General features: G+C 66.3%; 15 protein-coding genes. 11 read left to right on the forward strand and 4 right to left on the reverse strand.

All coding sequences use genetic code 11. The annotated features are described in order from the left end of the window. The first annotated feature begins 131 nt into the window (after positions 1-131). The 10 genes from ACLKOY_RS15315 to ACLKOY_RS15360 all read left to right on the forward strand — a co-directional run bounded on the left by ACLKOY_RS15315 (position 132) and on the right by ACLKOY_RS15360 (position 14,119). Entirely contained in the window at positions 132-608 is a 477-nt protein-coding gene (locus ACLKOY_RS15315) for a DUF2975 domain-containing protein (RefSeq protein ID WP_436454426.1), read from the forward strand. Beyond that, positions 608-826: a helix-turn-helix domain-containing protein gene (locus ACLKOY_RS15320; protein WP_140037917.1), complete on the forward strand. Its 219-nt coding sequence runs from the start codon at positions 608-610 to the stop codon at positions 824-826. Before ACLKOY_RS15315 ends, ACLKOY_RS15320 begins: the two co-directional genes overlap by 1 nt. Next, a complete protein-coding gene (locus ACLKOY_RS15325) occupies positions 826-4,545 on the forward strand; it encodes an SCO7613 C-terminal domain-containing membrane protein (RefSeq protein WP_436454427.1) in 3,720 nt (1,239 codons plus the stop codon). Before ACLKOY_RS15320 ends, ACLKOY_RS15325 begins: the two co-directional genes overlap by 1 nt. A gap of 219 nt (positions 4,546-4,764) precedes the next feature. Next, positions 4,765-5,133, forward strand: coding sequence for a 30S ribosomal protein S12 (rpsL, locus tag ACLKOY_RS15330; protein WP_363574665.1), 369 nt, complete (start codon positions 4,765-4,767; stop codon positions 5,131-5,133). A 5-nt stretch (positions 5,134-5,138) separates the two neighbouring features. Next, positions 5,139-5,609, forward strand: a complete 471-nt coding sequence (gene rpsG, locus ACLKOY_RS15335; protein WP_215169391.1) for a 30S ribosomal protein S7 — start codon at positions 5,139-5,141, stop codon at positions 5,607-5,609. A gap of 84 nt (positions 5,610-5,693) precedes the next feature. After that, on the forward strand, positions 5,694-7,811 hold the full coding sequence (gene fusA, locus ACLKOY_RS15340; RefSeq protein ID WP_363574668.1) for an elongation factor G: 2,118 nt from the start codon (positions 5,694-5,696) through the stop codon (positions 7,809-7,811). A gap of 148 nt (positions 7,812-7,959) precedes the next feature. Next, positions 7,960-9,150: an elongation factor Tu gene (gene tuf / locus ACLKOY_RS15345; RefSeq protein WP_042538710.1), complete on the forward strand. Its 1,191-nt coding sequence runs from the start codon at positions 7,960-7,962 to the stop codon at positions 9,148-9,150. A 193-nt stretch (positions 9,151-9,343) separates the two neighbouring features. Beyond that, complete coding sequence (locus ACLKOY_RS15350) at positions 9,344-10,006, forward strand: VanZ family protein (protein WP_436454428.1); 663 nt, start codon at positions 9,344-9,346, stop codon at positions 10,004-10,006. 102 nt (positions 10,007-10,108) lie between these two features. Beyond that, on the forward strand, positions 10,109-11,392 hold the full coding sequence (locus tag ACLKOY_RS15355; protein ID WP_436454429.1) for an ATP-grasp fold amidoligase family protein: 1,284 nt from the start codon (positions 10,109-10,111) through the stop codon (positions 11,390-11,392). 168 nt (positions 11,393-11,560) lie between these two features. Further along, positions 11,561-14,119: a glycosyltransferase gene (locus ACLKOY_RS15360; RefSeq protein WP_436454430.1), complete on the forward strand. Its 2,559-nt coding sequence runs from the start codon at positions 11,561-11,563 to the stop codon at positions 14,117-14,119. A 66-nt stretch (positions 14,120-14,185) separates the two neighbouring features. Here the strand turns inward: ACLKOY_RS15360 and ACLKOY_RS15365 are convergent, their stop codons facing one another. Together ACLKOY_RS15365 and ACLKOY_RS15370 are read right to left on the reverse strand one after the other, a co-directional pair. After that, positions 14,186-14,704, reverse strand: coding sequence for an acyltransferase (locus ACLKOY_RS15365; protein ID WP_290159118.1), 519 nt, complete (start codon positions 14,702-14,704; stop codon positions 14,186-14,188). Positions 14,705-14,807: 103 nt separating this feature from the next. Continuing rightward, positions 14,808-15,854, reverse strand: a complete 1,047-nt coding sequence (locus ACLKOY_RS15370) for a polysaccharide pyruvyl transferase family protein (protein WP_436454431.1) — start codon at positions 15,852-15,854, stop codon at positions 14,808-14,810. On the opposite strand from ACLKOY_RS15370, the gene ACLKOY_RS15375 reads away from it, so the two are divergent. Beyond that, complete coding sequence (locus tag ACLKOY_RS15375; protein WP_436454432.1) at positions 15,819-16,889, forward strand: hypothetical protein; 1,071 nt, start codon at positions 15,819-15,821, stop codon at positions 16,887-16,889. The genes ACLKOY_RS15370 and ACLKOY_RS15375 overlap by 36 nt on opposite strands. A 71-nt stretch (positions 16,890-16,960) precedes the next feature. Here ACLKOY_RS15375 and ACLKOY_RS15380 read toward each other — a convergent pair whose 3' ends face one another. Both ACLKOY_RS15380 and ACLKOY_RS15385 read right to left on the reverse strand, forming a co-directional pair. Continuing rightward, positions 16,961-19,351, reverse strand: a complete 2,391-nt coding sequence (locus ACLKOY_RS15380) for a glycosyltransferase (RefSeq protein ID WP_436454433.1) — start codon at positions 19,349-19,351, stop codon at positions 16,961-16,963. A gap of 32 nt (positions 19,352-19,383) precedes the next feature. Continuing rightward, on the reverse strand, positions 19,384-21,807 hold the full coding sequence (locus tag ACLKOY_RS15385) for a glycosyltransferase (RefSeq protein ID WP_436454434.1): 2,424 nt from the start codon (positions 21,805-21,807) through the stop codon (positions 19,384-19,386). Between the last annotated feature and the right edge of the window lie 8 nt (positions 21,808-21,815).

Here is a 21,815-nt window from a genome sequence, read left to right on the forward strand (position 1 = left end):
CTGCGCACGCACCAGCGCGACCACGGCTCTGCCTGCGGATCCGCTGAGAGCTGCGAGCGCCGCTGGCGTTCACCCGTGCGCGCTGGGTATCGTTTTTCGATAGATACCCATTGGCGATCGATAGGGCAAACATGCATCCTCGTGTCACTCGCGTTCTCAAGGCGCTGATCATCGTTCTGCTCGCACTCCTGCTGGCGAGCCAGACCCTGGTCATCCCCGAGGTGGCCCGCATCACGGCCGTCCGCAATCCCGACGTCGCCTGGCTCGAGGTTCCCGGCATCATCGGCGCCGTGCTCTTCCTCGCCCTGATCCAGGTGACGCTCGTATGCATCTGGTTCCTGCTCTCACTCGTGCAGGACGATCGGATCTTCCGTGTCGAGGCATTCCGATACGTCGACATCATCCTCGGCGCTCTCATCGCGGCCGGGGTCGTGATTCTCGCGTCGTACCTGGTGATCGTCGCCAGCCGTTCGGTGTCTCTGTCTCTCTCGCTGCTTGCGGTGCTGGGCGTCGTGGTCAGCGCAGCGCTCGCGCTGCTCGTGGTCGTGCTGCGAGGTCTGCTGCGCAAGGCTCTCGAGCTCGAGCAGGACATGTCGGAGGTCGTCTGATGCCGATCGTCATCGACCTCGACGTCCAGCTCGCGATCAAGAAGATGAGCGTGCAGGACTTCGCCGACGCGATCGGCATCACCCCGGCCAATGTCGCCGTGCTCAAGAACGGTCGAGCCAAGGCGGTGCGTTTCACCACCCTCGAGGCGATCTGCCGCGTGCTCGAATGCCAACCGGGAGACATCCTGCGCTGGGTTCCCGACTCCGAGGAGCAGTGATGACCGCAACATCGGCCCCGAGCGCAGATGCGTCGTCGATCACCTGGGGTGAGGCCGTCGCGCGGCATCTGCTCGACGGGGGGACCTGTCCGGTGTGCCAGTGGGCGCTGGAGGGCGGATGCTGCGCGCGATGCGGTTCCGACCTTCGCGGCCCGGTCGGCATCGAGATCTGGAAGGCGTCGCTCGCGGCTGCCGTCGCGATCCGCGCTCGCGACGAGACCCTCCGTCGCGTCCCCACGGTGCACACGTCCGTCGCCACCACGAGGGTGGCCGTCCCGCTGCCAGACGCGCCGCTTTCGGCGGGCGTGGCAGGGCCGCCCTCGTCGCCGCCACCCGGCAAGGGTGCGCGGAGTGCCGAGACTCCTGCCCAGAGCAGCGCGACGCTGCAATCGGTGCTGGCCACGGCCGGGGCTGGGCTCTTCGCCGTCGCAGCGATCGTCTTCACCTACTTCAACCCCGATCTCGCCGACCGCGCTCTGCGCAGCGTGATCGTCGGGCTGATCACGCTGCTGTTCCTCGGAGGAGCCTGGCTGCTGTCCCGCCGAGGTCTGCGCTTCTCCGCCGAAGCGGTCGGAGGTCTCGGTCTCGTGTTCGCGGGCCTCGACGTGCACGCGGTCGCCCAGCTCGCGGCGCCGCAGATAGAGCCCTGGGGCACCGCGGCGGTCGCGACCGCTGCCGCCGCGTTCGTGGTGCTCGCCGCCGGCAGGCGTTTCGGCATCCGGATCTGGCAGTGGGTCGCAGTGGTGGCGCTGTCGATCGCCCCGGCGATGCTCGGTGCCGCCGGCGGCACGGCGCTCTCCGGCGCCGTCGGCGCGATCGGTGCCGCGTTCGCGGGTGCGGTGATCGTCGAGTGGCGCACGCTGCCCGTGGTCGAGCGCACCACCCTCGTCGCGGTGCAGCTGATCGCCGTCGTGAGCGCCCTCCTGCTGCTGGTGCGCATCGACGGCGACATGACGACGACGCTGCCGACGGCGAGCGCACTGCTGCTCCTCATCGCTATGCACGCCGTGATCGCCGCACGGCGGATGCTCAGGCCCCTGTGGTCGTACGCCGCCGGCGCGACAGGGTCTGCGGCGCTGATGCTCGGCGTCTACGGAGTCCCCGGCATCCGCGAGCTCGACATGTCGTGGCACTTCGCGATCGCCCCCGCCGTGGCATCCGTCGCGCTGGTGCTGGTGGGCGTGCTGGTGCCGCTGCCGTCTCGTGTGCCGCGCGCTTACACCGTCGCGGGTGCGTTGACCGTGCTCGCCGTGCCGTCGGCCGTGCTGCTGATGCTCGCCGGAATCACCGGCGGGACGACCGTGATCGCCTTCCTCCGACAGGGGCCCGGCCTGACCGGGGAGGGCATCGCGGGCTGGGGAGGCCCGATCGGACTCGCCGCGGTCGGAGGTGGCCTGGCCGCCTACGCCTCGCTCGCCCGCGAACGTGGAGGCGCGCGGTTCTTCGCCGTGTCCGCCTCGCGACTCGCACTCGCCTTCGCCGCCATCGCGATGCTCGTGCTCGGGTGCGGCGGTCTGCTCGTGCTGCCGGCGTCCGTTGCCGTGCTGATCGTGACGGTGCTGGCGATCTCGGCGATGCTGCGGTGGATGCCGCACCGGACGGCAGGCACGGGCATCCGTCCGATCCTGCTCATCGCCGCTCATCTGGCTCTCGCCTCGTCCGTGATGGTGGCCTGGCGTGAGGCCCCGATCGTCCCGGCAGCGGGAGTGGCGACCCTTCTCGCTGTCGCTGCTCTCGCCGCTGTGCGACCTGCGCGCTGGCGATTCCTCTACGTGGGCGGTGGGTTCGCATACGGCCTGGTGCTGGTCGCGACGGCCCTCGCAGAGGGCGGCGTCGACGGCATCGCACAGCTGTGCCTCACGGCATCCTCGGGTCTGCTGGTCGCGATCGCGGCCACCTATCTGACCGCGATCGACGCCCGCACCTGGCAGGCGATCCTGGTCGTCTCGGCTGTGCCGTTCGGCATCGGGGTGCTGCAGGTCGTCATCGAGCGCAGCGGCTGGACGGCGCTGTCGACAGGGCTGATGTTCGTGCTGGCGATGACGCTGCTGCTCACCCGTAGGCCGGGGCTCACGCTGCTGGTGCGCACGACGGCGGCGGGGATGCTCGTGCCCACGCTCTCCGTGGTCGTCGTCTGTCTCGGTGCGCAGCTCCTGGCCGCGAGCGGGTCGCCGATCGTCTTGCCGATCGTCGCCGTCGTGGTCGCACTCGCGCTCACCTCCTCGACGCTCGTGAAGGGGGTGCTCGTCACCAGGGGGCATTCCGCCCGCACGGCGGACACCGCTCGCATCGCGATCGAGGCCTCGGCGCTGCTCACCGGGGCGATCGCGACGGCGCTCGCTCTCGCCCGCGATGCGGCCGGGCTCGGCACGGCCCTGCTCGTGCTGCTGATCATCGGCGTCGGGGCGGTGGCCGCTGCCCTCTTCGCCGCTCGCCGTTATGCGTGGGCGGTCGCCGGGGCGGCCTTCACGGGTGCTCTCTGGTGCACCTGGGGCATCGCGGGCGTCGCCGTGCTCGAGGCCTATCTGCTGCCGCCGACTCTCGGGGCCGCACTCGTCGGGCTGCTCCTCACGCTCCGCGGCCGCCGCTCGACGGCTCTGTTCTCCGCAGGACTCCTCGTCGCCATCGCTCCGCTGCTCGCGGCCGTCGCCGTTGCCGGGGCCGATGCCGATCAGCCCGCCGTCGCATGGCGGATCGGTGGACTCCTCGCCGCGTCCTGGGCACTGTTGATCTCGGAGATGCTGCTGAGCCGGGTCCGGGCGGGGTCGCGGCTGCATCGCGTCCGTGCTCTGCGCATCCCGATCCTCGCAGCCGCGGCACTCGCGGCGACGGTCGGACCGCTGCAGGGCATCCGCATCGGACTGGGCTGGGACCTGCCTTCGGTGCACGGTCTGGCGCTCTTCCTCTGCTGCTTCGGCGTCAGCGCCGCAGGCGCCGCGGCTCTGATGCTCGCGGGCCGCGGGATCAGACGCGCCGCCGCCGACCGCTCGGCGCTGCGCACCGCGAGGTGGCTCGGCGCACCCGCCGCGCTCGCCCTCGCCGTCGGCACCTGGTTCGCGATCGAGCGCGACTGGTTCTCGGTCTGGCCGATGTGGATGCTGATGCTCGGCTACCTCGTGGCGACCGTCGTCATCGCACACCGCGTGACACAGCGAGGGACCACGGCGCCACCGGTGTGGTTCCTGTTCGCGATCGCCTTCGCGACCGCCGTCGTGGCGTGGAGCCCGCGGGATCTGCGTGTCGAATGGTTCTCCCTGCCGCTGGGGGCGTTCCTCCTGCTCGCCGGCGTGATCGCCCTCCGTCGACAGCCGTCGGAGCAGGGCGGGGATCGTCCCACGATCGACAGCTGGCCGGGTCGCTGGACCGGATCGTGGGCGCTGCTCGCGCCAGGCATCGTCACCATGATGATCGCGTCGATCGTCGCGACCTTCACCGACCCTCTGACCTGGCGGGCGATCCTCGTGATGATGCTCGCGCTGATCGCGATCCTCGCAGGTTCTCGCGAGCAGCTCGCCGCCCCGTTCCTGCTCGGTCTCGTCGTGCTGCCCATCGAGAACGTGTTCGTGTTCTCGGTGCAGATCGGCCGGGGTGTGGAGTCGATGCCGTGGTGGATCACGCTCGCGGTGATGGGCGCGGTGCTGCTGATCATCGCGGTCACCGCCGAACGTCGAACGGGAGAGGGGAGCGGTGTGGCCGCGCGCGTCCGAGACCTGCGTTGAGCGGGGTCGAGGACCGGCCCTCATTTGACCACCACGTTACGTGGCATTACACTTGATCAGGTGTGTGCACGTCTCGACGTGCGCGCTGGGCGTCGGCACCATGCCGGTCCGCCCCCACGGCATACCCACCACATGAAAGGCTCGTCGATTCCGGCGTGCCGGTGGGTCATGAGGTGAAACCCATCACGCTGTCACCGTGCAGCACTATGAGGAGAGAACGTGCCAACCATTCAGCAGTTGGTTCGCAAGGGTCGCTCGCCGAAGGTCACCAAGACCAAGACGCCTGCCCTGAAGTCGAACCCGCAGCAGGCCGGGGTATGCACCCGCGTCTACACCACCACCCCGAAGAAGCCGAACTCGGCGATGCGCAAGGTCGCTCGTGTGAAGCTCCGTAACGGCACCGAGGTGACCGCCTACATCCCGGGTGAGGGTCACAACCTCCAGGAGCACTCCCTGGTGCTCGTCCGCGGTGGTCGTGTCAAGGACCTCCCCGGTGTTCGCTACAAGATCGTCCGTGGCGCCCTGGACACCCAGGCCGTCAAGAACCGTAAGCAGGCTCGCAGCCTCTACGGCGCAAAGAAGGGCTGAGTCCAATGCCTCGTAAGGGTCCCGCCCCGAAGCGTCCCGTCGTCAACGACCCGGTATACGGCGCTCCCATCGTCAGCCAGCTGGTCAACAAGATCCTGGTCGACGGCAAGAAGTCGCTCGCAGAGTCGATCGTCTACAACGCCCTCAAGGGTGTCGAGGCGAAGAACGGTCAGGATGCCGTCGCCACTCTGAAGAAGGCGCTCGACAACGTGCGCCCCACCCTCGAGGTCAAGAGCCGCCGCGTCGGTGGCTCGACCTACCAGGTTCCGATCGAGGTCAAGCCGCACCGCGCGAACACCCTCGCGCTGCGCTGGCTCGTCAGCTACGCCAAGGGTCGTCGTGAGAAGACGATGACCGAGCGTCTGCAGAACGAGATCCTCGACGCGTCGAACGGTCTCGGTGCCGCGGTCAAGCGCCGCGAGGACACGCACAAGATGGCCGAGTCGAACCGCGCGTTCGCTCACTACCGCTGGTAAACAGCTTCGCCTGCCCCCGGCCACACGCCGGGGGCAGGCACCCCCTCTTCGCAGTACGACTGCCAAAAAGATAAGGACACTCCTGTGGCACAAGACGTGCTCACCGACCTGAGCAAGGTTCGGAACATCGGCATCATGGCTCACATCGATGCCGGCAAGACCACCACCACCGAGCGCATCCTGTTCTACACGGGCGTCAACCACAAGCTCGGCGAGACCCACGACGGTGCCTCGACCACCGACTGGATGGAGCAGGAGAAGGAGCGCGGCATCACGATCACGTCTGCCGCCGTGACCTGCTACTGGAACAAGAACCAGATCAACATCATCGACACCCCCGGTCACGTGGACTTCACGGTCGAGGTGGAGCGCTCGCTCCGCGTCCTCGACGGTGCTGTCGCGGTGTTCGACGGCAAGGAGGGCGTCGAGCCCCAGTCCGAGACCGTGTGGCGTCAGGCCGACAAGTACAACGTCCCCCGCATCTGCTTCGTCAACAAGATGGACAAGCTCGGCGCGGACTTCTACTTCACCGTCGACACCATCATCAACCGCCTCGGCGCCAAGCCGCTGGTCATCCAGCTGCCCATCGGTGCGGAGAACGACTTCATCGGCGTGATCGACCTCGTCGAGATGCGCGCGCTCGTCTGGGCCGGTGACTCCAAGGGTGACGTCACCATGGGCGCCTCCTACGAGATCCAGGAGATCCCGGCCGACCTCAAGGAGAAGGCAGACGAGTACCGTCAGCAGCTCCTCGAGACCGTCGCCGAGACCGACGACGCTCTGCTCGAGAAGTTCTTCGGTGGCGAAGAGCTGACCGTCGCCGAGATCAAGGGCGCGATCCGCAAGCTCACCGTGGCTTCCGAGATCTACCCGGTCCTCTGCGGTTCGGCGTTCAAGAACCGTGGTGTGCAGCCGATGCTGGATGCCGTCGTCGACTACCTCCCGAACCCGCTCGACGTGGGCTCGATCGAGGCGCACGACCCCAAGGACTACGACACGATCATCGAGCGTCACCCCGACGCGAAGGACCCGTTCGCGGCCCTCGCGTTCAAGGTCGCGGTGCACCCGTTCTTCGGTCGTCTGACCTACGTGCGCGTCTACTCGGGCCAGCTCGACTCCGGCGCTGCGGTCGTCAACTCGACCAAGGGCAAGAAGGAGCGCATCGGGAAGATCTTCCAGATGCACGCCAACAAGGAGATCCCGGTTCCCTCGGTCACGGCGGGCAACATCTACGCCGTCATCGGTCTGAAGGACACCACCACCGGTGACACTCTCACCGACCCGACCTCGCCGGTCGTCCTCGAGTCGATGACGTTCCCCGAGCCCGTCATCGAGGTCGCGATCGAGCCGAAGACCAAGGCCGACCAGGAGAAGCTGGGTGTCGCCATCCAGAAGCTCGCTGAGGAGGACCCGACCTTCCGCACGGAGCTCAACCCCGAGACCGGTCAGACGACCATCAAGGGCATGGGCGAGCTGCACCTCGACATCCTCGTCGACCGCATGAAGCGCGAGTTCAACGTCGAGGCGAACGTCGGCAAGCCGCAGGTGGCGTACCGCGAGACGATCCGCAAGGCCGTCGAGAAGTACGACTACACGCACAAGAAGCAGACCGGTGGTTCGGGTCAGTTCGCGAAGATCCAGTTCAACATCGAGCCGCTCGACCTCGACGACGAGAAGACGTACGAATTCGTCAACTCGGTCACCGGTGGTCGCATCCCGCGTGAGTACATCGGCTCGATCGATGCCGGCTTCCAGGATGCGATGAACGTCGGCGTGCTCGCCGGCTACCCGATCGTCGGCGTCAAGGCGACGATCGTCGATGGTGCGGCCCACGACGTCGACTCTTCGGAGATGGCGTTCAAGATCGCAGGATCGATGGGTATGAAGGAAGCCCTGCGTCGGGCGAACCCGGCGCTCCTCGAGCCGCTCATGGCGGTCGAGGTGCGTACTCCCGAGGAGTACATGGGCGACGTCATCGGCGACCTGAACTCGCGTCGCGGCCAGATCCAGTCGATGGAAGACGCCGCAGGCGTCAAGGTCGTCCGTGCACACGTCCCGCTGTCCGAGATGTTCGGCTACATCGGTGACCTGCGCTCGAAGACCTCGGGTCGCGCCGTCTACTCGATGGAGTTCAACAGCTACGCTGAGGTTCCCCGCGCTGTGGCCGACGAGATCGTCCAGAAGCACCAGGGCGGCGAGTAACACTTTCCTGGGAGCCGGGTTCCGGCTCGGCTCCCAGGTCACCTACAACTTCACATTCCCTCTCTACTAAACTGAGATTCACACCCGTAGAGAACCGGTCGCAAACCAGTGCCCGGCACCCTCTACATGACGTCCTGAGGAGGACCCAGTGGCTAAGGCCAAGTTCGAGCGGACCAAGCCGCACGTCAACATCGGAACCATCGGTCACGTTGACCACGGCAAGACCACGCTCTCCGCAGCGATCTCGAAGGTGCTTGCTGACAAGTTCCCGTCTGACACCAACGTGCAGCGCGACTTCGCTTCCATCGACTCGGCGCCGGAAGAGCGCCAGCGTGGAATCACCATCAACATCTCGCACATCGAGTACGAGACCCCGAAGCGCCACTACGCGCACGTTGACGCCCCCGGCCACGCCGACTACGTCAAGAACATGATCACCGGTGCTGCTCAGATGGACGGCGCGATCCTCGTGGTCGCCGCCACCGACGGCCCGATGGCTCAGACGCGTGAGCACGTTCTGCTCGCCAAGCAGGTCGGCGTGCCGTACCTGCTCGTCGCGCTGAACAAGTCCGACATGGTCGACGACGAGGAGATCCTGGAGCTCGTCGAGCTCGAGGTCTCCGAGCTGCTCGCATCGCAGGGCTTCGCAGAGGACGCTCCTGTCGTCCGCGTCTCCGCTCTCAAGGCCCTCGAGGGCGACGAGAAGTGGGTCCAGTCGATCCTCGACCTCATGGAGGCCGTCGACGAGAACGTCCCCGACCCCGTGCGCGACAAGGACAAGCCGTTCCTGATGCCCGTCGAGGACGTCTTCACGATCACCGGTCGTGGAACCGTCGTCACCGGCCGCGCCGAGCGTGGCACGCTGGCCATCAACTCCGAGGTCGAGATCGTCGGACTCCGTCCGACCGTCAAGACCACGGTCACGGGTATCGAGATGTTCCACAAGCAGCTCGACGAGGCATGGGCCGGCGAGAACTGTGGTCTCCTGCTCCGTGGCACGAAGCGTGAGGACGTCGAGCGCGGTCAGGTCATCGTCAAGCCGGGTTCGGTCACGCCGCACACCGACTTCGCCGGTACCGCGTACATCCTGTCGAAGGATGAGGGTGGGCGTCACAACCCGTTCTACACGAACTACCGCCCGCAGTTCTACTTCCGCACCACCGACGTCACCGGCGTCATCACGCTGCCTGAGGGCACCGAGATGGTCATGCCCGGCGACACCACTGACGTGACGGTCGAGCTGATCCAGCCGATCGCCATGGAAGAGGGCCTCGGCTTCGCCATCCGTGAGGGTGGACGCACCGTCGGCGCCGGTACGGTCACGAAGATCATCAAGTAAGCATCTGCTTTCTGGCACAGGGGTCGGGCCTTCGGGTCCGGCCCCTTTGTCGTACCCGGGCGCGGACAGATCGTGTAGACGTGCGTTTCTGGGCGACTTCGCGGTGAGACGTGATTCGCGATGGATAGCATTGCCCGAGCCCGCCGCGGGCAATGCTGTCGCCCGGCCTCGGGCATGAGAGAGGAACGCGACCATGACACAGATCCAGGTAGGCCCCCCGCCGCCGCGAAGCCATGCGCGGCTGTGGATCTCGACACTGCTGCTCGTCGTGTACTCCGCGTTCGTTCTGCTGGTCACGATGTGGCCGCAGCCTGAGCAGCTCGAGTTCGACAGCATCGCAGCGCGGGTGCTCCGTGCGCTGCACAACCTCGGCGTGCCCGAACGGTTCGGCTACAACGAGCTGGAGTTCGTGGCGAACATCGGCATGTTCGTGCCGCTCGGCTTCCTGCTCGGTCTGGCACTCGCCCGCAAGGCATGGTGGCTCGCGATCTTCCTCCTTCCCGCCTTCTCAGGGGCGATCGAGTTCACGCAGGGCGTCGCCCTCGATGAGCGCGTATCGACCGTGCTCGACGTGCTCGCGAACACGATCGGCGGATACGGGGGTCTGCTGCTGGCGATGATCCTGAGGGCGATGATCCACGCCCGCGACCGCACCATGATCGAACGCGAGCTGTGGGAGCGTCGCGCCGCCGCAGCCGAACTGCAGCGCCAGAACGCGGCGCGTGCGGCCGCTCGTCAGGCGTCGCCGGTGCAGTCTGCGCCGGCGTGGGCCGAGGAGCCTGATCCGGTGACCCGCGTGCTGGACGCGGACTTCTGGGAGACCGGGGACGCGCCTACCGTGCGGATTCCTGTGTAGATCGGGGTCGTACTCTGCGCGTCCGATAGTCTGGGCGAACCGGTAGCTTCTCCAATTACGTAGGGCTTCAGAATGACTGTACGAGTACATCTGGACGGAGTCGTGGGCGACTTCCTCAAAGGCTGGGCCGTCGATGACGACGCTCCGAGCGTACCGGTGGTCGTCGAGGTCTTCGCGGAGTCCCGGCGGCTCGGCTCAGTAGTAGCGGACAGAGAGAGAAAAGATCTGGCGACAGAGGAAGGGCGCAACCCTTCGATCGGGTTTCGATTCGTGCTGCCTGCCTCGCTGCTCACCGGTGATGAGGAGCAGTTCACCGTACGAGCCATGGTGGCGACCGATGGACAGGCGACGGCCACTCGCACTCTGGCGACGACCCGGTTGGCGTTCGCGACACCGGCGGGCAAGCCGTGGGTTCTGGCATCGGATGACATTCCCAGCGTGGAGGGTGATGTCGACGACGAACTCCGGAGCATTCTCGCGCGTGCGAGTGCCGGCGAGATCGACGAAGCGATCGGAATGGCGCGCGCGAAGTTTCGGTTGAACCGTGACCTGTTCGGCGTGGATACCGGACTGGTCGAAGCCGTGTCGCGCTACACCGGCGTGAAGACATTCGAGCAGCTGATGACCGACCGGCGCCATGAGTGGTTCGAAAGCGGCAACCATTCCTTCTGGCAGAGTCGGCTGGAAAAGAAGGACGCGATGCACGCGTTCGCACGTGAGAACCTCGTCGAGATTCCACGTCAGATCGCACATTTCTCGGACCCGGAGGAGCTGCTGCGGCTCGACCTTCCGCAGCGCTACGTGGCCAAGCCTGACGGTCTGGCATCGGCAAAGGGAGTCTTTGCCGTATCCAGCGGTGTCAACGTGTTCACCGGCAAACCCATCTCGCCGGATCGCATCGTGGCGAGCTGGCTGAAGCTCGCGAGCGAGACGGACCGGGTCGATATGTACATCGTCGAGGAGTTCGTCGCGGACCGCTTCGCGCCGGAAGCGAACGTCATACCCCTTGACTACAAGTTCTACGTGTTCCGCGGCATCGCCGGGTTCCTCGAAGTGTTCGACCGCAACTACCCTGGACCATCCAGACGGCCCTACTCGGTCACGTGGCGCCCTCTGCCGCACCCGCTGGAGTTGGGCCGGACCCTGGGCAACGCGATGCGCGAGCCCGACAACCTGAGCGAAATGATCAGCGTCGCGGAGCGGCTGGGCAGTGAGGTGGGAGCGTTCTGTCGCGTCGATCTCTTCAACACGCCGAGCGGCCCGGTCCTCGGGGAGATCACCATCTTGCCGGCGAACGGAAAGAACCGAACCGCCTATGCGAATGTGATCACCCAACAGGCATACATCGTGTTCGAGGACCAGGAGCTCTGGTCCACCGACGCGTGATGCACTGAGCGGGCGCATCCCCCGCCGGACGGACACGAAACACGACCGACACTCAACGTGGTTAGGATTGATCCGACCGTCCAACGGCCTCGATCGGGTGCCGACGCTGAGCTGTGAAGCGAGAGTAATACTGGTATGCAATCCCCTGTTCTCCTGCCGACTCCTCATGTGTCGATCATCATCCCCATGTACAACGACGAGGAATGGATCGCCGCGGCAGTCGAAAGCTGCATGCGTCAGACGCTGAGCGCGATCGAGATCATCTGTGTAGACGATGCTTCCACGGACCGCAGCCGCGAGATCGTCGAGCGTTACCAGGCCGTCGACCCGCGCATCCGCCTCGTTTCCTTCGACCGTAATCGCTCGGCCTTCCAGGCTCGACGAGCGGGCATCATGGCCGCGACGGCTCCGTATGTGCTGTTCCTCGACGGTGACGACGAGCTCGCTCCGGATGCCGCTGAGAAGGCCACGGCTGAGGCGCAGAAGACGAGTGCGGATCTCGTCGGCTTCGGTGTCGAGGTCGTGACTCCAGACGGGCGCAGCGGTGGGGGCTTCGAGAAGCGGCTGCAGCCATCCCACGAGCTCCTCGAGAACGATGCCATTCTTCCGAGTCTCTTCCCCGTCGGAGTGCCCGCGCGCGGGCAGATCTGGCGCTACCTCTTTCACGTCGGTCTGCTCCGTGTCGCCTATGCGCAGCTCTCACCCGACCTCGAGCTCTACCGAGCCAATGATCTGCCCATCGCATATCTTGCGATCGCGGCGGCGCAGCGGTACGTCTCACTGCCAGCGAAGCTGTACCGCTACAACTTCGGCCGAGGAATCAGCGGACACCGCGTCGAGGAGGCTTCGCAGTTCGAGTTCTACCTGCGCGCGATCGACTCGATCGACAGCATCGCTCCGGCGGTGCGCGAGCAGGCGCGCAAGCGGATCGACCCGGATCCCCTCATGGACAGCTATGCGTCCGCCAGGTTGTCGGTGATCGGCAACCTGCTCAACTACCTGATCAACAACACAGCGGAGGGCGTTCGGGCCGACTGCCTCGGGCTGCTGCGCGAGCGCGTCTCCGAAGAGGATGTGGTTCTGGCGGCGACGGGGTTCTGCCCCGGGGCGCTCGCGCTCCTGGCGCAGAGCAGCGATCGGATCGAGCTCGGCAGCCGCCCGATCCGCAGCGTACTGCTGACGACGAAGTCGCTCACGACAGGCGGGGTGTCCGGCGTTCTCCTGACGCAGGCCAGAGTTCTCCTGGACGCAGGATACGACGTCACGATCGCAGCGCGACGGCCGGGCAGCTCGGCGGACGCAGTCCCGTACGGCGCGAAGTTCGTCGAGATCGGCGAGGGGAGCCTCCTCTCACAGGTCACTCAATGGGGCGAGATCTGTCGTCGGGAGTCCATCGATCTCGTGATCGACCATCAGATCCTCTACAGCAGGGACTGGCCTGCGTACGCGCTTATCGCGCGTTCACTGGGGGCAGCAACCATCGGATGGGTCCACAACTTCGCTGCCAGGCCGGTCTACGACCTCAACGACCTCACCTCCCTGATGACCGATCATCTCGGCGCGCTCGCTCAGCTCATCACTCTCTCACCGCTTGACGTCGCATTCTGGAAGCTTCGTGGCATTCGACATGTGGCGTATCTCCCGAATCCGCCGTCTCCGATGATCCTGGAGGCGCCGATCGAGAACATCGTCAAGACGGCGCCTCAGGGACGCCCGGTGAGACTCCTCTGGTGGGGGCGTCTCGAACAGCACACGAAGCAGGTCCGCCAACTTCTGCTCGTGGCGGCAGAACTCCGGAAGCTCGGCGTCGCCTTCGAGATGAAGATCATCGGGCCGGGGTGGGCGGAGACGGAACCGCACATGCTCGAGGCAGAGGCCCGCAAGCTCGGGCTGGAGGAGGTGTCGGTCCCGGGACCGTTGTACGGCGAGCATCTGCTCTCCGCCATCGATGCCGCGGATATCTTCGTCAATACCAGCGTCATCGAGGGATATCCCCTGACGATTCTCGAGGCTCAGGCGCGAGGCCTTCCCGTGGTCATGTACGACATGCCCTGGCTGGCTCTCGCTGCCGACAACGGGGGGATCGTGAGCGTTCCTCAGGCCACCCCGGCGGCGTTCGCACGTGAGGTCGTCGCGATCGTCGAGAGTCCCGATCGCTACGACGAGCTCTCCCGTGAATCCCTGGCGGTGGCCAAGAGGAAGCGCGACTTCGATTTCGGTCAGACGTACCGTCAGCTCGTCGAAGGAGAGCTGCCTGCTGCCTTCTCACCTGAGCCCACGCTCGACGATGCACAACGCCTGATCGATCTGCTCATCTTCTTCACCGAGCGCAACGCCGGTCTCAGGGCGAAGAAGACGGCGGCAGTCGCGGCCGCGAGGAAGGCCACCGCAGAAGCGGCGGCGACCAAGAAGGCGGCCGCAGTCGCAGCCAAGGCGGCTGCGAGGAAAGCAGCGAGGATCGCGGCCAAGGCCGCGGAGAAGAGCGCGACGAGACAGGCGGGGGAGCGGACTCAGAGTGCGACACCGACTGCGGCGAGGATCTCACGGCAGTCGACGAGTCCGTCGCCGTCCGCTCAGGCGTCGACGCGAGCGAAGACCGCCCCTCCGGTACAACCGGATCCGCTGCTCGTCGGCATGATCCGGCCGCTCGGGCGCGTGGTCCTGAAGATCATGCCGGGCTTGCGGCCGACGGCGCACAAGTTCAACAAGATGGTTCGAGAACGCTGACCGCTGCCTGATCGGAGAACCGACTGGTGCTCCGATCAGGACTGGAGCACCTGTCGGCTGGTGGCGCTACGACGCTGTGTCGGTCGGTTCCGTCGAGGCAGTGCGGGCGGACCCTCCTGATCGATCGTCGATCGGCAGATCGCGGATGAACCGAGCGGGGACCCCGCCGTAGAGGGTGTTGTCCGGAACGTCCTTGGTCACCATCGCGCCGGCGGCGATGATGCATCCCTCGCCGATGGTGACGCCGCCCAATACCGTCACCGATGCCCCGATCCATGTTCCTGCGCCGATCACGATCGGATCGAATCGGGACTTGCCCGCGCGGCGGGAAGGCGGGCCCACTTCGTGAGTGTCCGAGATGAGGCGAACGAAGGGGCCGATCCGCACGCCGTCGCCGATGGACGTGTTGGGGCGGATGTACGCGTCTCTGTTGATGAAGACGTTGTTCCCGATCGTGACCGGGCCGAGCATCTCGGTGCCTCGGTAGAAGTTCGCCCCGTCGCCGATCGTGATCGGGCGATCGTCGCTGTGGGAGAAAGAGACGCGCTGATGGATCTTGGATCGGTCGCCGACGGTCAACACCATTAGTGCAGTATATTGGTTCGCCACCTGCAGGGCGCCCGTCGCTGTCTTCCTGCCGCTCTCCATCCGGGGCCCGTCGGCGATGGGAACGGTGAGAAGGGCCGTGTCAGTCGGCGTCGATGACGTCGTGGATTCGCTTGGTCAGCGCTGCCAACTCATCGCGCGCGGTGTCGATCGACGGCGCGAGCAGAGGGAGGTGCTCGTCGAGCCGTGCTGAGAACTCATCGATCTGGTCGTAGCGCCCGACGAGCTCGCCGAGACCGGCGGTGGCCAGGAGGCGATGGATCTTCTGCGGGTCGGCGCCCGAGCCGATGGGATATGCTCCCTCGGATGCCGCGATGATGAGGCCGTGCGCTCGATCGCTGACCACGAATCGGGACATCTTGAACGCGCCGCGTGCATGCGCGTCGAGAGTGGCATGGTCCATGCTGGGAGGCATCAGGTACTCGCCGCCGAGTTCCTCGGCGAGACGGACCGCCCGAGGTGCGTCGCGCGAGACCTGAGCGAGAGTGACGATCCGCGTCGACGTGCGCGAAGCCAGATCGCGGACGGATGCGATCCATCGCGAACCCGGCCACGGACGATCGAATCGGAGCGTCACCGCGAGCAGAGGACGCTCATCCGCCGGTGTCCATTGGCTCGTCGGCGTTCCGAGGGAATACGCCCAATCGGGTGCGACGTCGCCGAATCCTGCGGCGTCACGAGAAGGAGTATCGCGCCAGGAGACGATCGCCGCGTTGCGAAGAACATCGTCGAACTCCACTTGCTCGATCGACGAGGGGTCCTTGATCCCGAAACCGGCCGCGATGAACACGCCGCCGGCGTCGACGGTGCGGCGCAGCTCGCGGGTGCGGTGGATGTTCGGGAACAGTCCTGGCGGCGGATTGATCTCTCCCGCGTTGAGGAAGTGAATTCCACGACGCGCGGCATCACCGGCGGCCAGCCAGGTCGGCCGGTGCGTGTAGATGCGGTCGCGCCTGCCGAGCGCGAAGCCGGAGGTGTAGTCGGGGGTGGCTGCACCGAAGTAGATGTGCAGGCGCCGGCCTTCGCCGCGAGCGGCGTTGAGATAAGCGAGCCGGAGGGCCGAGTCGCCGAGGTTGTCGTCCTGCCCCGCCAGGTGGAAGAAGAGATCCTGGGGTCTGTTGGCGCTCATCACGGTCCAGCATATAGTTGTCGAGTGCGTCTTGCGAATCCCGGTAGTCGAATCGATCCCCTCGTGGTGCTGACGGATCACCGCTCACCGCAAGCCAACGTCAGTTACATCGATCAGATCATCGGTGAAGGCGTCGACGGCATCAAGTTCTCCCATTTCGCGCGCGAGCTCAGAGACCTGGACGTGGATGTCGTCCACGTCAACCAGGCGGTCCGGTTGCTTGGCGGAGCGGGCACGACGAACGACGAGCGTGCCGACATCGCACAGGCGGTCGTCGCTGAGCTGCGACGACGCGAGCTTCCCCTCGTCCAGACGCTGTACGGTCCCCACCAGGGTGCGGGCGCCGAGTGGCGTCGCGCGTTCGACGATGCCACAGCGATGTTCATCGTCCTCGACGAGGCGACCTCGACCCCTGCCCCCGGGCGCACGACCGTCATCCCTCATGCGCACTATCGTGATCGTTTCGTCGGGTACCCGCGCAAGGAGCAGATCCCTGGTCGACTCCTCGCCATCTCACCGAATCGCCTCGTCAAGGTGGCGGCCGGCCCGCTGAAGATCTTTCCGCTCACCAATACTCCGGGCCTCTCCCTCCGCGTGATGGGGCAGCCCAATGCGGCCCTCGATGCGTTGCTCGAGAAGGTCCTGGGTCGTCACCCTGAGCGTGTATCGGCGGTGACCGGTCTCGTCTCCGACGCGATGATGGTGAACGAGATCAGCGCTTCTGAGCTGGTCATTCTTCCCGACAACGCAACTTTGGTGGACGAGAGCATGCTCATGCTCGCGCTGAGCCTCGACAGGCCCGTCCTCGTTCCTGAGTCGGCGGCCACCCGCCTGTTGGCGGAAGAAGTCGGGTCCGGCTGGGTGCATCACCACGCGGGGGCAGTGACCGCCGAGCGGCTGGACGAAGTCGTGGATGCGGTCCGTAACACGCCGCGCTCGGAACATCCCGATCTCAGCAGGCGCGACGCGGGCGCAACCGCCGCACGGTATGCCGAGGTGTTCCGGTCGTTGGCGACGAGCGACGCTCCCGCCTGACTCGCATCGCCGGCGACGGGCGAGAGCGGGAACGCCGTCCGCGCACCGCTTCCGCTCCTGAGCGACCCCTGTCAGCGGCTCAAGAGCGCATGCTTCACCCGCGCTGCCGTGGGACGCAACCACGGCGCCATGTCGAGCACCACATGGGCAGCCGGCGTCACGTGCGCGACGAGACGCCAGGTGCGCGAACGAGCAGGAGTCGCCCGGCGTCCCGCGGCCGGGCGGCCCCGCCTCGACGGCGCGGATCTTTTCGCCGCCGCGTTGCGGACCTTGGCGTTCTGCTCGGTGAACAGCACCACGAGGTCGACGAGCCGACGGATGTCGTCCGTGGTGGGGGAGGGCGAATGTGAGGCTGGGAGGTCACCATTCACCAGCTGCTCGTAGAGAGACGCGAAGTCGTACGTGAGCTCGCGGCGACCGGCCTCGATAGAGGCCCGTGAGAGACTGTCGTACATCGTGGGCGTCGCAGCGATCTCGGCGATCCTCATCGCCAGACCTGCGGCATCGCCCTGACCGGACGTGACGATACCGGCATTGTCCTCGGTGACGGCGAGCCACGGCAACTCGTACATCGCGACGGGCAGGCCCCGTGACTGGGCTTCGGGAATCGTGAGCGGGTATCCCTCGATGACACTGGTGTTCACGAAGAGATCGCTGGAATCGATGGCAGCGATTAGTTCGTCGCCGTGGCGGGGGCCGACAGCGTGTACGCGGTCGGCGACACCGTGCTCCGACGCGAGGGCCATCAGCTTCTCAGCGCTCATGCCGCTCCAATCCGGGCCGACGATGCGCATCCGGAAGTCGACGCCGAGACGGTCGAGCTCTGCCGCGACCAGGACCAGTTCTGCTACACGCTTCGTGCGCTGCTCGAGTCTGCCCCACCAGATGAGCTCGATCGGACGCCGCTCCGGGGCATGCTTGGGCTCCGCGACCGCCGATGACTCGAGCAGCAGCGGGGAAGGCGGGTTCGGCATGTAAGAGACTCTGGGCATGCCGCGCAGTTTCCAGAACGCGACATCGAGCGGAGACAGCACGATCAGGTGGGAGAGCGCAGACACATGGCGAGCCTGGAAGTCCAGGCTGTTGAGACCGAGGAGAAGTGACCGGCCCGCGAAGTTGTGGGCCCAGCCGATGGTCGCCGCTCCCTCGGCACTCGCCGCGAGGGCGAACGCCGGCCACGTCCGCGTGTAGAGCCAATGGTGTTCGATCACGACATCGACCTCGCGGGTGCGGCACAGCTCCGCCCACTGATCGAGCTTCGAAGCGAGATCAGGGCCGTCGATCTCTACGAATTCGACTCCGGGCGGAACCATCGCTTCGTCGCTCCCGGGCTCTCGCGCCGCGATGGTCACCGAATAGCCCGCCTGGACGAGGAATCTCGCCTGCGAGAGCAGAACCCCCGACACGCCGCCGGTTCGCACGATGTTGGTGGTGAGCAGCACGTTGCGGACAGCTCGTTCGCCCAGGTGCCTGACACCGAGGTGACGGGCCGCCGTGTCGAGGGCTGCTGGCCAAAACCGCGCGGTTCCCTTGACGATATCGCGCGCGGGCGCACGGGTCAGAAGATGCTGGAACGTGGCATCGAGCAGATGCTCGGCCGTGTGCTCGGCGAGGTAGTAGGTCGTGTAGCCGATGATCGATGACCGAGCGGCCCGGTAGGTGTCGATGATGAAATCGGATTCGTCGCTCCGCGCGGAGATCCGATCGACGGCGGGCGCGATGGTGTTGATCGCGTCGATCGCTCCTGCATAGAACTTCGCCCAGCTGAGGTCCGCCACCTTCTGCCCGCTGCCCCCTCGGCCGAAATGATAGCGATACAGGCGGTCCGGCATCGAAGCGTACTTCGTGGCCAGCGCCGCGGCGAGGAAGGTGATGGGCAGGTCGTTCACACGCGGGATCACGAGGTCGTCCGGCATCAGCGCGTACGCGTCGGCGAGGACCTGTGTGCGGAAGAGGAAGCGCCAGAGCTGTCCCTGAGCGGGTTGGTCGACCGGGAAGAGGCCCCGAAGAACGTCCGTCCCGGTGAGTCCGTCTTGCGTGGGCTGCAGTCGTGCTTCAAAGCCGCCGCCGGTCGCGCCGTCGTTCCTCACGACGTCGATGCCGAACTGCACGAGGTCAGCACCGGTCGCGACGGCCCTCGCCAGGGACCGCTCCGCAGCGACCTCGGCCAACTCGTCGTCTCCGTCGAGGAAGAGCAGATGCGCGGCCCGTGCCTCGAGGATGCCGATTCTCCGCGCCTGGTACGCAGACAGGTTCTGACCCTGCCGGATGACCCGGACGCGCGCGTCTCGCATCGCGTACTGCTCGACGATCTCAGCGGTCCCATCGCTGGATCCGTCGTCGACGACGATGACCTCGACCGTCTGCAGAGTCTGGCGAAGACAGCTCTCGACAGCTCCGGCGATCACCTCGGCGTCGTTGTAGACGGGAATGACGATCGATACGAGTGGCGTGGATTCCATTCTGCTTTCACCCTGTTGAGAAACTCGCATGGTCATGACTTCCGCCCTCGGCCCTGGGACGCCCGCCATGTGTCGATACGGAGGAGTGCGGATTTGACGCGTCGCGCAGCGGGGCGGATCCACGGAGCACGATCGATGGCACGCTGTCCTGGACCGGTGAGCCGCCGTTCGATCGTGGCGGCCAGGGTCTGCGGTCCCGCAGAGTGACGTCTGCCGGCGGTGCTCGCCGTGCGCCCTCGCCTCCTGCTCCCGGAACCTCCGGTCGGCGCGGGTGCGGGCCTGTTCTCGGCGAAGAAGATCAGCAGGTCGAGGATCTGCTGTCCTGACTCCATCGAAGGAGCGGGAGAGAACTCGTCGGGGAGGTCGCCGAGGACGAGCTTCTGGTAGAGATCGTCGAAGTCCACCGCTCCGATGCGCTCGGCTGCGTCGATGGACGCGCGAGACAGCTCTTCATAGCGATCCGGATCGTCGATCAACGCGAGTACGGCATTCGCGAGCGCCCGGGCATCCCCTTGCGCCACCGGGATGACGCCCGGATTCTCCTGGACTGGCAGGAGCCAGGGCAGCTCGTACATCACGACCGGGAGGCCGCGTGACTGCGCCTCGGGGATCGTCAGCAGGTATCCCTCGATGATGCTGGTGTTGATGAAGACATCCGAGGAGTCGATGGTGTCGACGAGACTCTGTCCGTGCCGCGCCCCCGTCAACTCGACAACGCCCTCGACACCCCTCTTCCGGGCGAGGGTGGTCAGGCTGGCTGCAGTGGTGTCATTCCAATCCGGACCGACGATCCGCAATCGGAAGTCTGCACCTGCACGCTTGAGCGCGACAGCCACCTCGATGAGATGCGTGACCTTCTTGGTGGTCTCGTCCAGCCGTCCCCACCAGACGAGCTCGATCCGCCGTGAACGCGGCGCGGACCGAGGTGCGACAGTGCCCAGCGAGTCGACGATGAGCGACGAGGGCGGGTTCGGGAGATACGCCACGTGCTCGACACCGCGCAGCTTCCAGAAGGCGACATCGAGCGGCGAGAGCACGACCAGTTGAGCGAGCGCACCGAGGTTGTCCTGTAGCAGCGAGAGCAGATCTGTGCCGTTGTACGTCGGGCGTCCGGAGAACGCATGGATCCACCCGATGGTGGCTGCGTCCAGCGCGTTGGCGACGAGCGCGTACGCGGGCCAGTCCCGTGAGTACATGATGCGGTGGTCGATGACGAGATCGATCTCGAACTCGCGGCAGTGCGCCGTCCACTGACGGAGACGCTCGCTTTTGCCGGAGCCGAGGAGCTCCACGAGCGTCGCGCCCTCGGGGACCAGCGACATGTCGCTCCCGCGACGGTGCGCGAGAATGGTGACGCGGTAGCCTGCGGCGAGCAGGACCTGTGCCTGCGAGATGAGAACGCTCGACACTCCGCCCATCGTCAGGACGTTCGTCGTCAGGAGCACGCTCCGCGCGTTCCGCCCGCGAAGAGGAGGGTGGTCAGCGAACTCGGTGACGGAGGCGAGCGCGTCCGGGGCGAACGCGGCGGCCGCCGTGACCACGTCGGCGGAGCTGACGCTGCTGCGCAGGGCACCTCGGACCTCGCCGCGCATCTCCTGCGTCGAGCGCTCCGAAAGGGCCACCGCCTGGCCGATCGCAGCAAGTCGAGTCGACTCGTAGGCATCCACGAGCGGTTCGGGATTGAAGTGGTGGCGTGCCGCGCTCCGCACGAGGGGAGCGACCGCATCGAGGACCGCGATCGTCTCGACCGCCGCGCGCATCCGGTCGTCGGCGGCGACGGGGAGCCCGTCACTCCCGCGTGAGGGGAAATGCCGGTAGATCCGAGTGTCGAAGGAGACGTAGGTGTCTGCCTCGGCAGCTGCGAGGAGCACGACGAGCACATCGTCGGCCCACGACTCCGAGAGTTCAGCGGGAGGCAACGCGGCGCACGCTGCTCGCAACCTCTCGACGCGAAACGCGAGCCTCCACAGTCGGGTGTCGGTGGGGGAAGACGGGGGGAACAGCCTACGGAGGATCTCGACCCCGTTGAGGCGGGCATGCTCCGGGACCAGCGTTGCAGAGGACGGACCGCTACCGGCTGGCGACTCCGCGGTCTCGATACCGAACTCCACGATATCCGCGTCGAAACGAGTGGCGTGTGCGTGGACCTTGACGGCAGCGTCCGGGTGCAACTCGTCGCCGAGTCGGAGGAACATCACATACGGCGCGCTCGCGGCGGCGACCCCTGCGCGCAGCGCCTCTCTCGTGCTCCCGTCGCCCTCATGCTCGATGACGCGGACACGGTCGTCTCGCGGGATCAGGTCCCGTGTCGCCTGCGCAGACGCGCGGTCGACCACACAGAGGATCTCGAGGGGAGCAAGAGTCTGATCGAGGCATGACTGGACCGTCTCTGAGGTCCATCGAGTGTCCGAGCGGATGAGGACGACGATGGTGACGAGTGGCGACGGCGATGACATAGCGATTC

Source organism: Microbacterium sp. K2 (assembly GCF_051365005.1).
Taxonomy (GTDB): domain Bacteria; phylum Actinomycetota; class Actinomycetes; order Actinomycetales; family Microbacteriaceae; genus Microbacterium; species Microbacterium foliorum_B.

What these genes read in the sequence shown, in the direction of transcription:
- ACLKOY_RS15315 (WP_436454426.1), top strand. Translation starts at nt 132, where the DNA reads ATGCATCCTCGTGTCACTCGCGTTCTCAAGGCGCTGATCATCGTTCTG.
- ACLKOY_RS15320 (WP_140037917.1), top strand. Translation starts at nt 608, where the DNA reads ATGCCGATCGTCATCGACCTCGACGTCCAGCTCGCGATCAAGAAGATG.
- ACLKOY_RS15325 (WP_436454427.1), top strand. Translation starts at nt 826, where the DNA reads ATGACCGCAACATCGGCCCCGAGCGCAGATGCGTCGTCGATCACCTGG.
- rpsG (WP_215169391.1), top strand. Translation starts at nt 5,139, where the DNA reads ATGCCTCGTAAGGGTCCCGCCCCGAAGCGTCCCGTCGTCAACGACCCG.
- ACLKOY_RS15350 (WP_436454428.1), top strand. Translation starts at nt 9,344, where the DNA reads ATGACACAGATCCAGGTAGGCCCCCCGCCGCCGCGAAGCCATGCGCGG.
- ACLKOY_RS15365 (WP_290159118.1), bottom strand. Translation starts at nt 14,704, where the DNA reads ATGGTGTTGACCGTCGGCGACCGATCCAAGATCCATCAGCGCGTCTCT.
- ACLKOY_RS15370 (WP_436454431.1), bottom strand. Translation starts at nt 15,854, where the DNA reads ATGAGCGCCAACAGACCCCAGGATCTCTTCTTCCACCTGGCGGGGCAG.
- ACLKOY_RS15380 (WP_436454433.1), bottom strand. Translation starts at nt 19,351, where the DNA reads ATGGAATCCACGCCACTCGTATCGATCGTCATTCCCGTCTACAACGAC.
- ACLKOY_RS15385 (WP_436454434.1), bottom strand. Translation starts at nt 21,807, where the DNA reads ATGTCATCGCCGTCGCCACTCGTCACCATCGTCGTCCTCATCCGCTCG.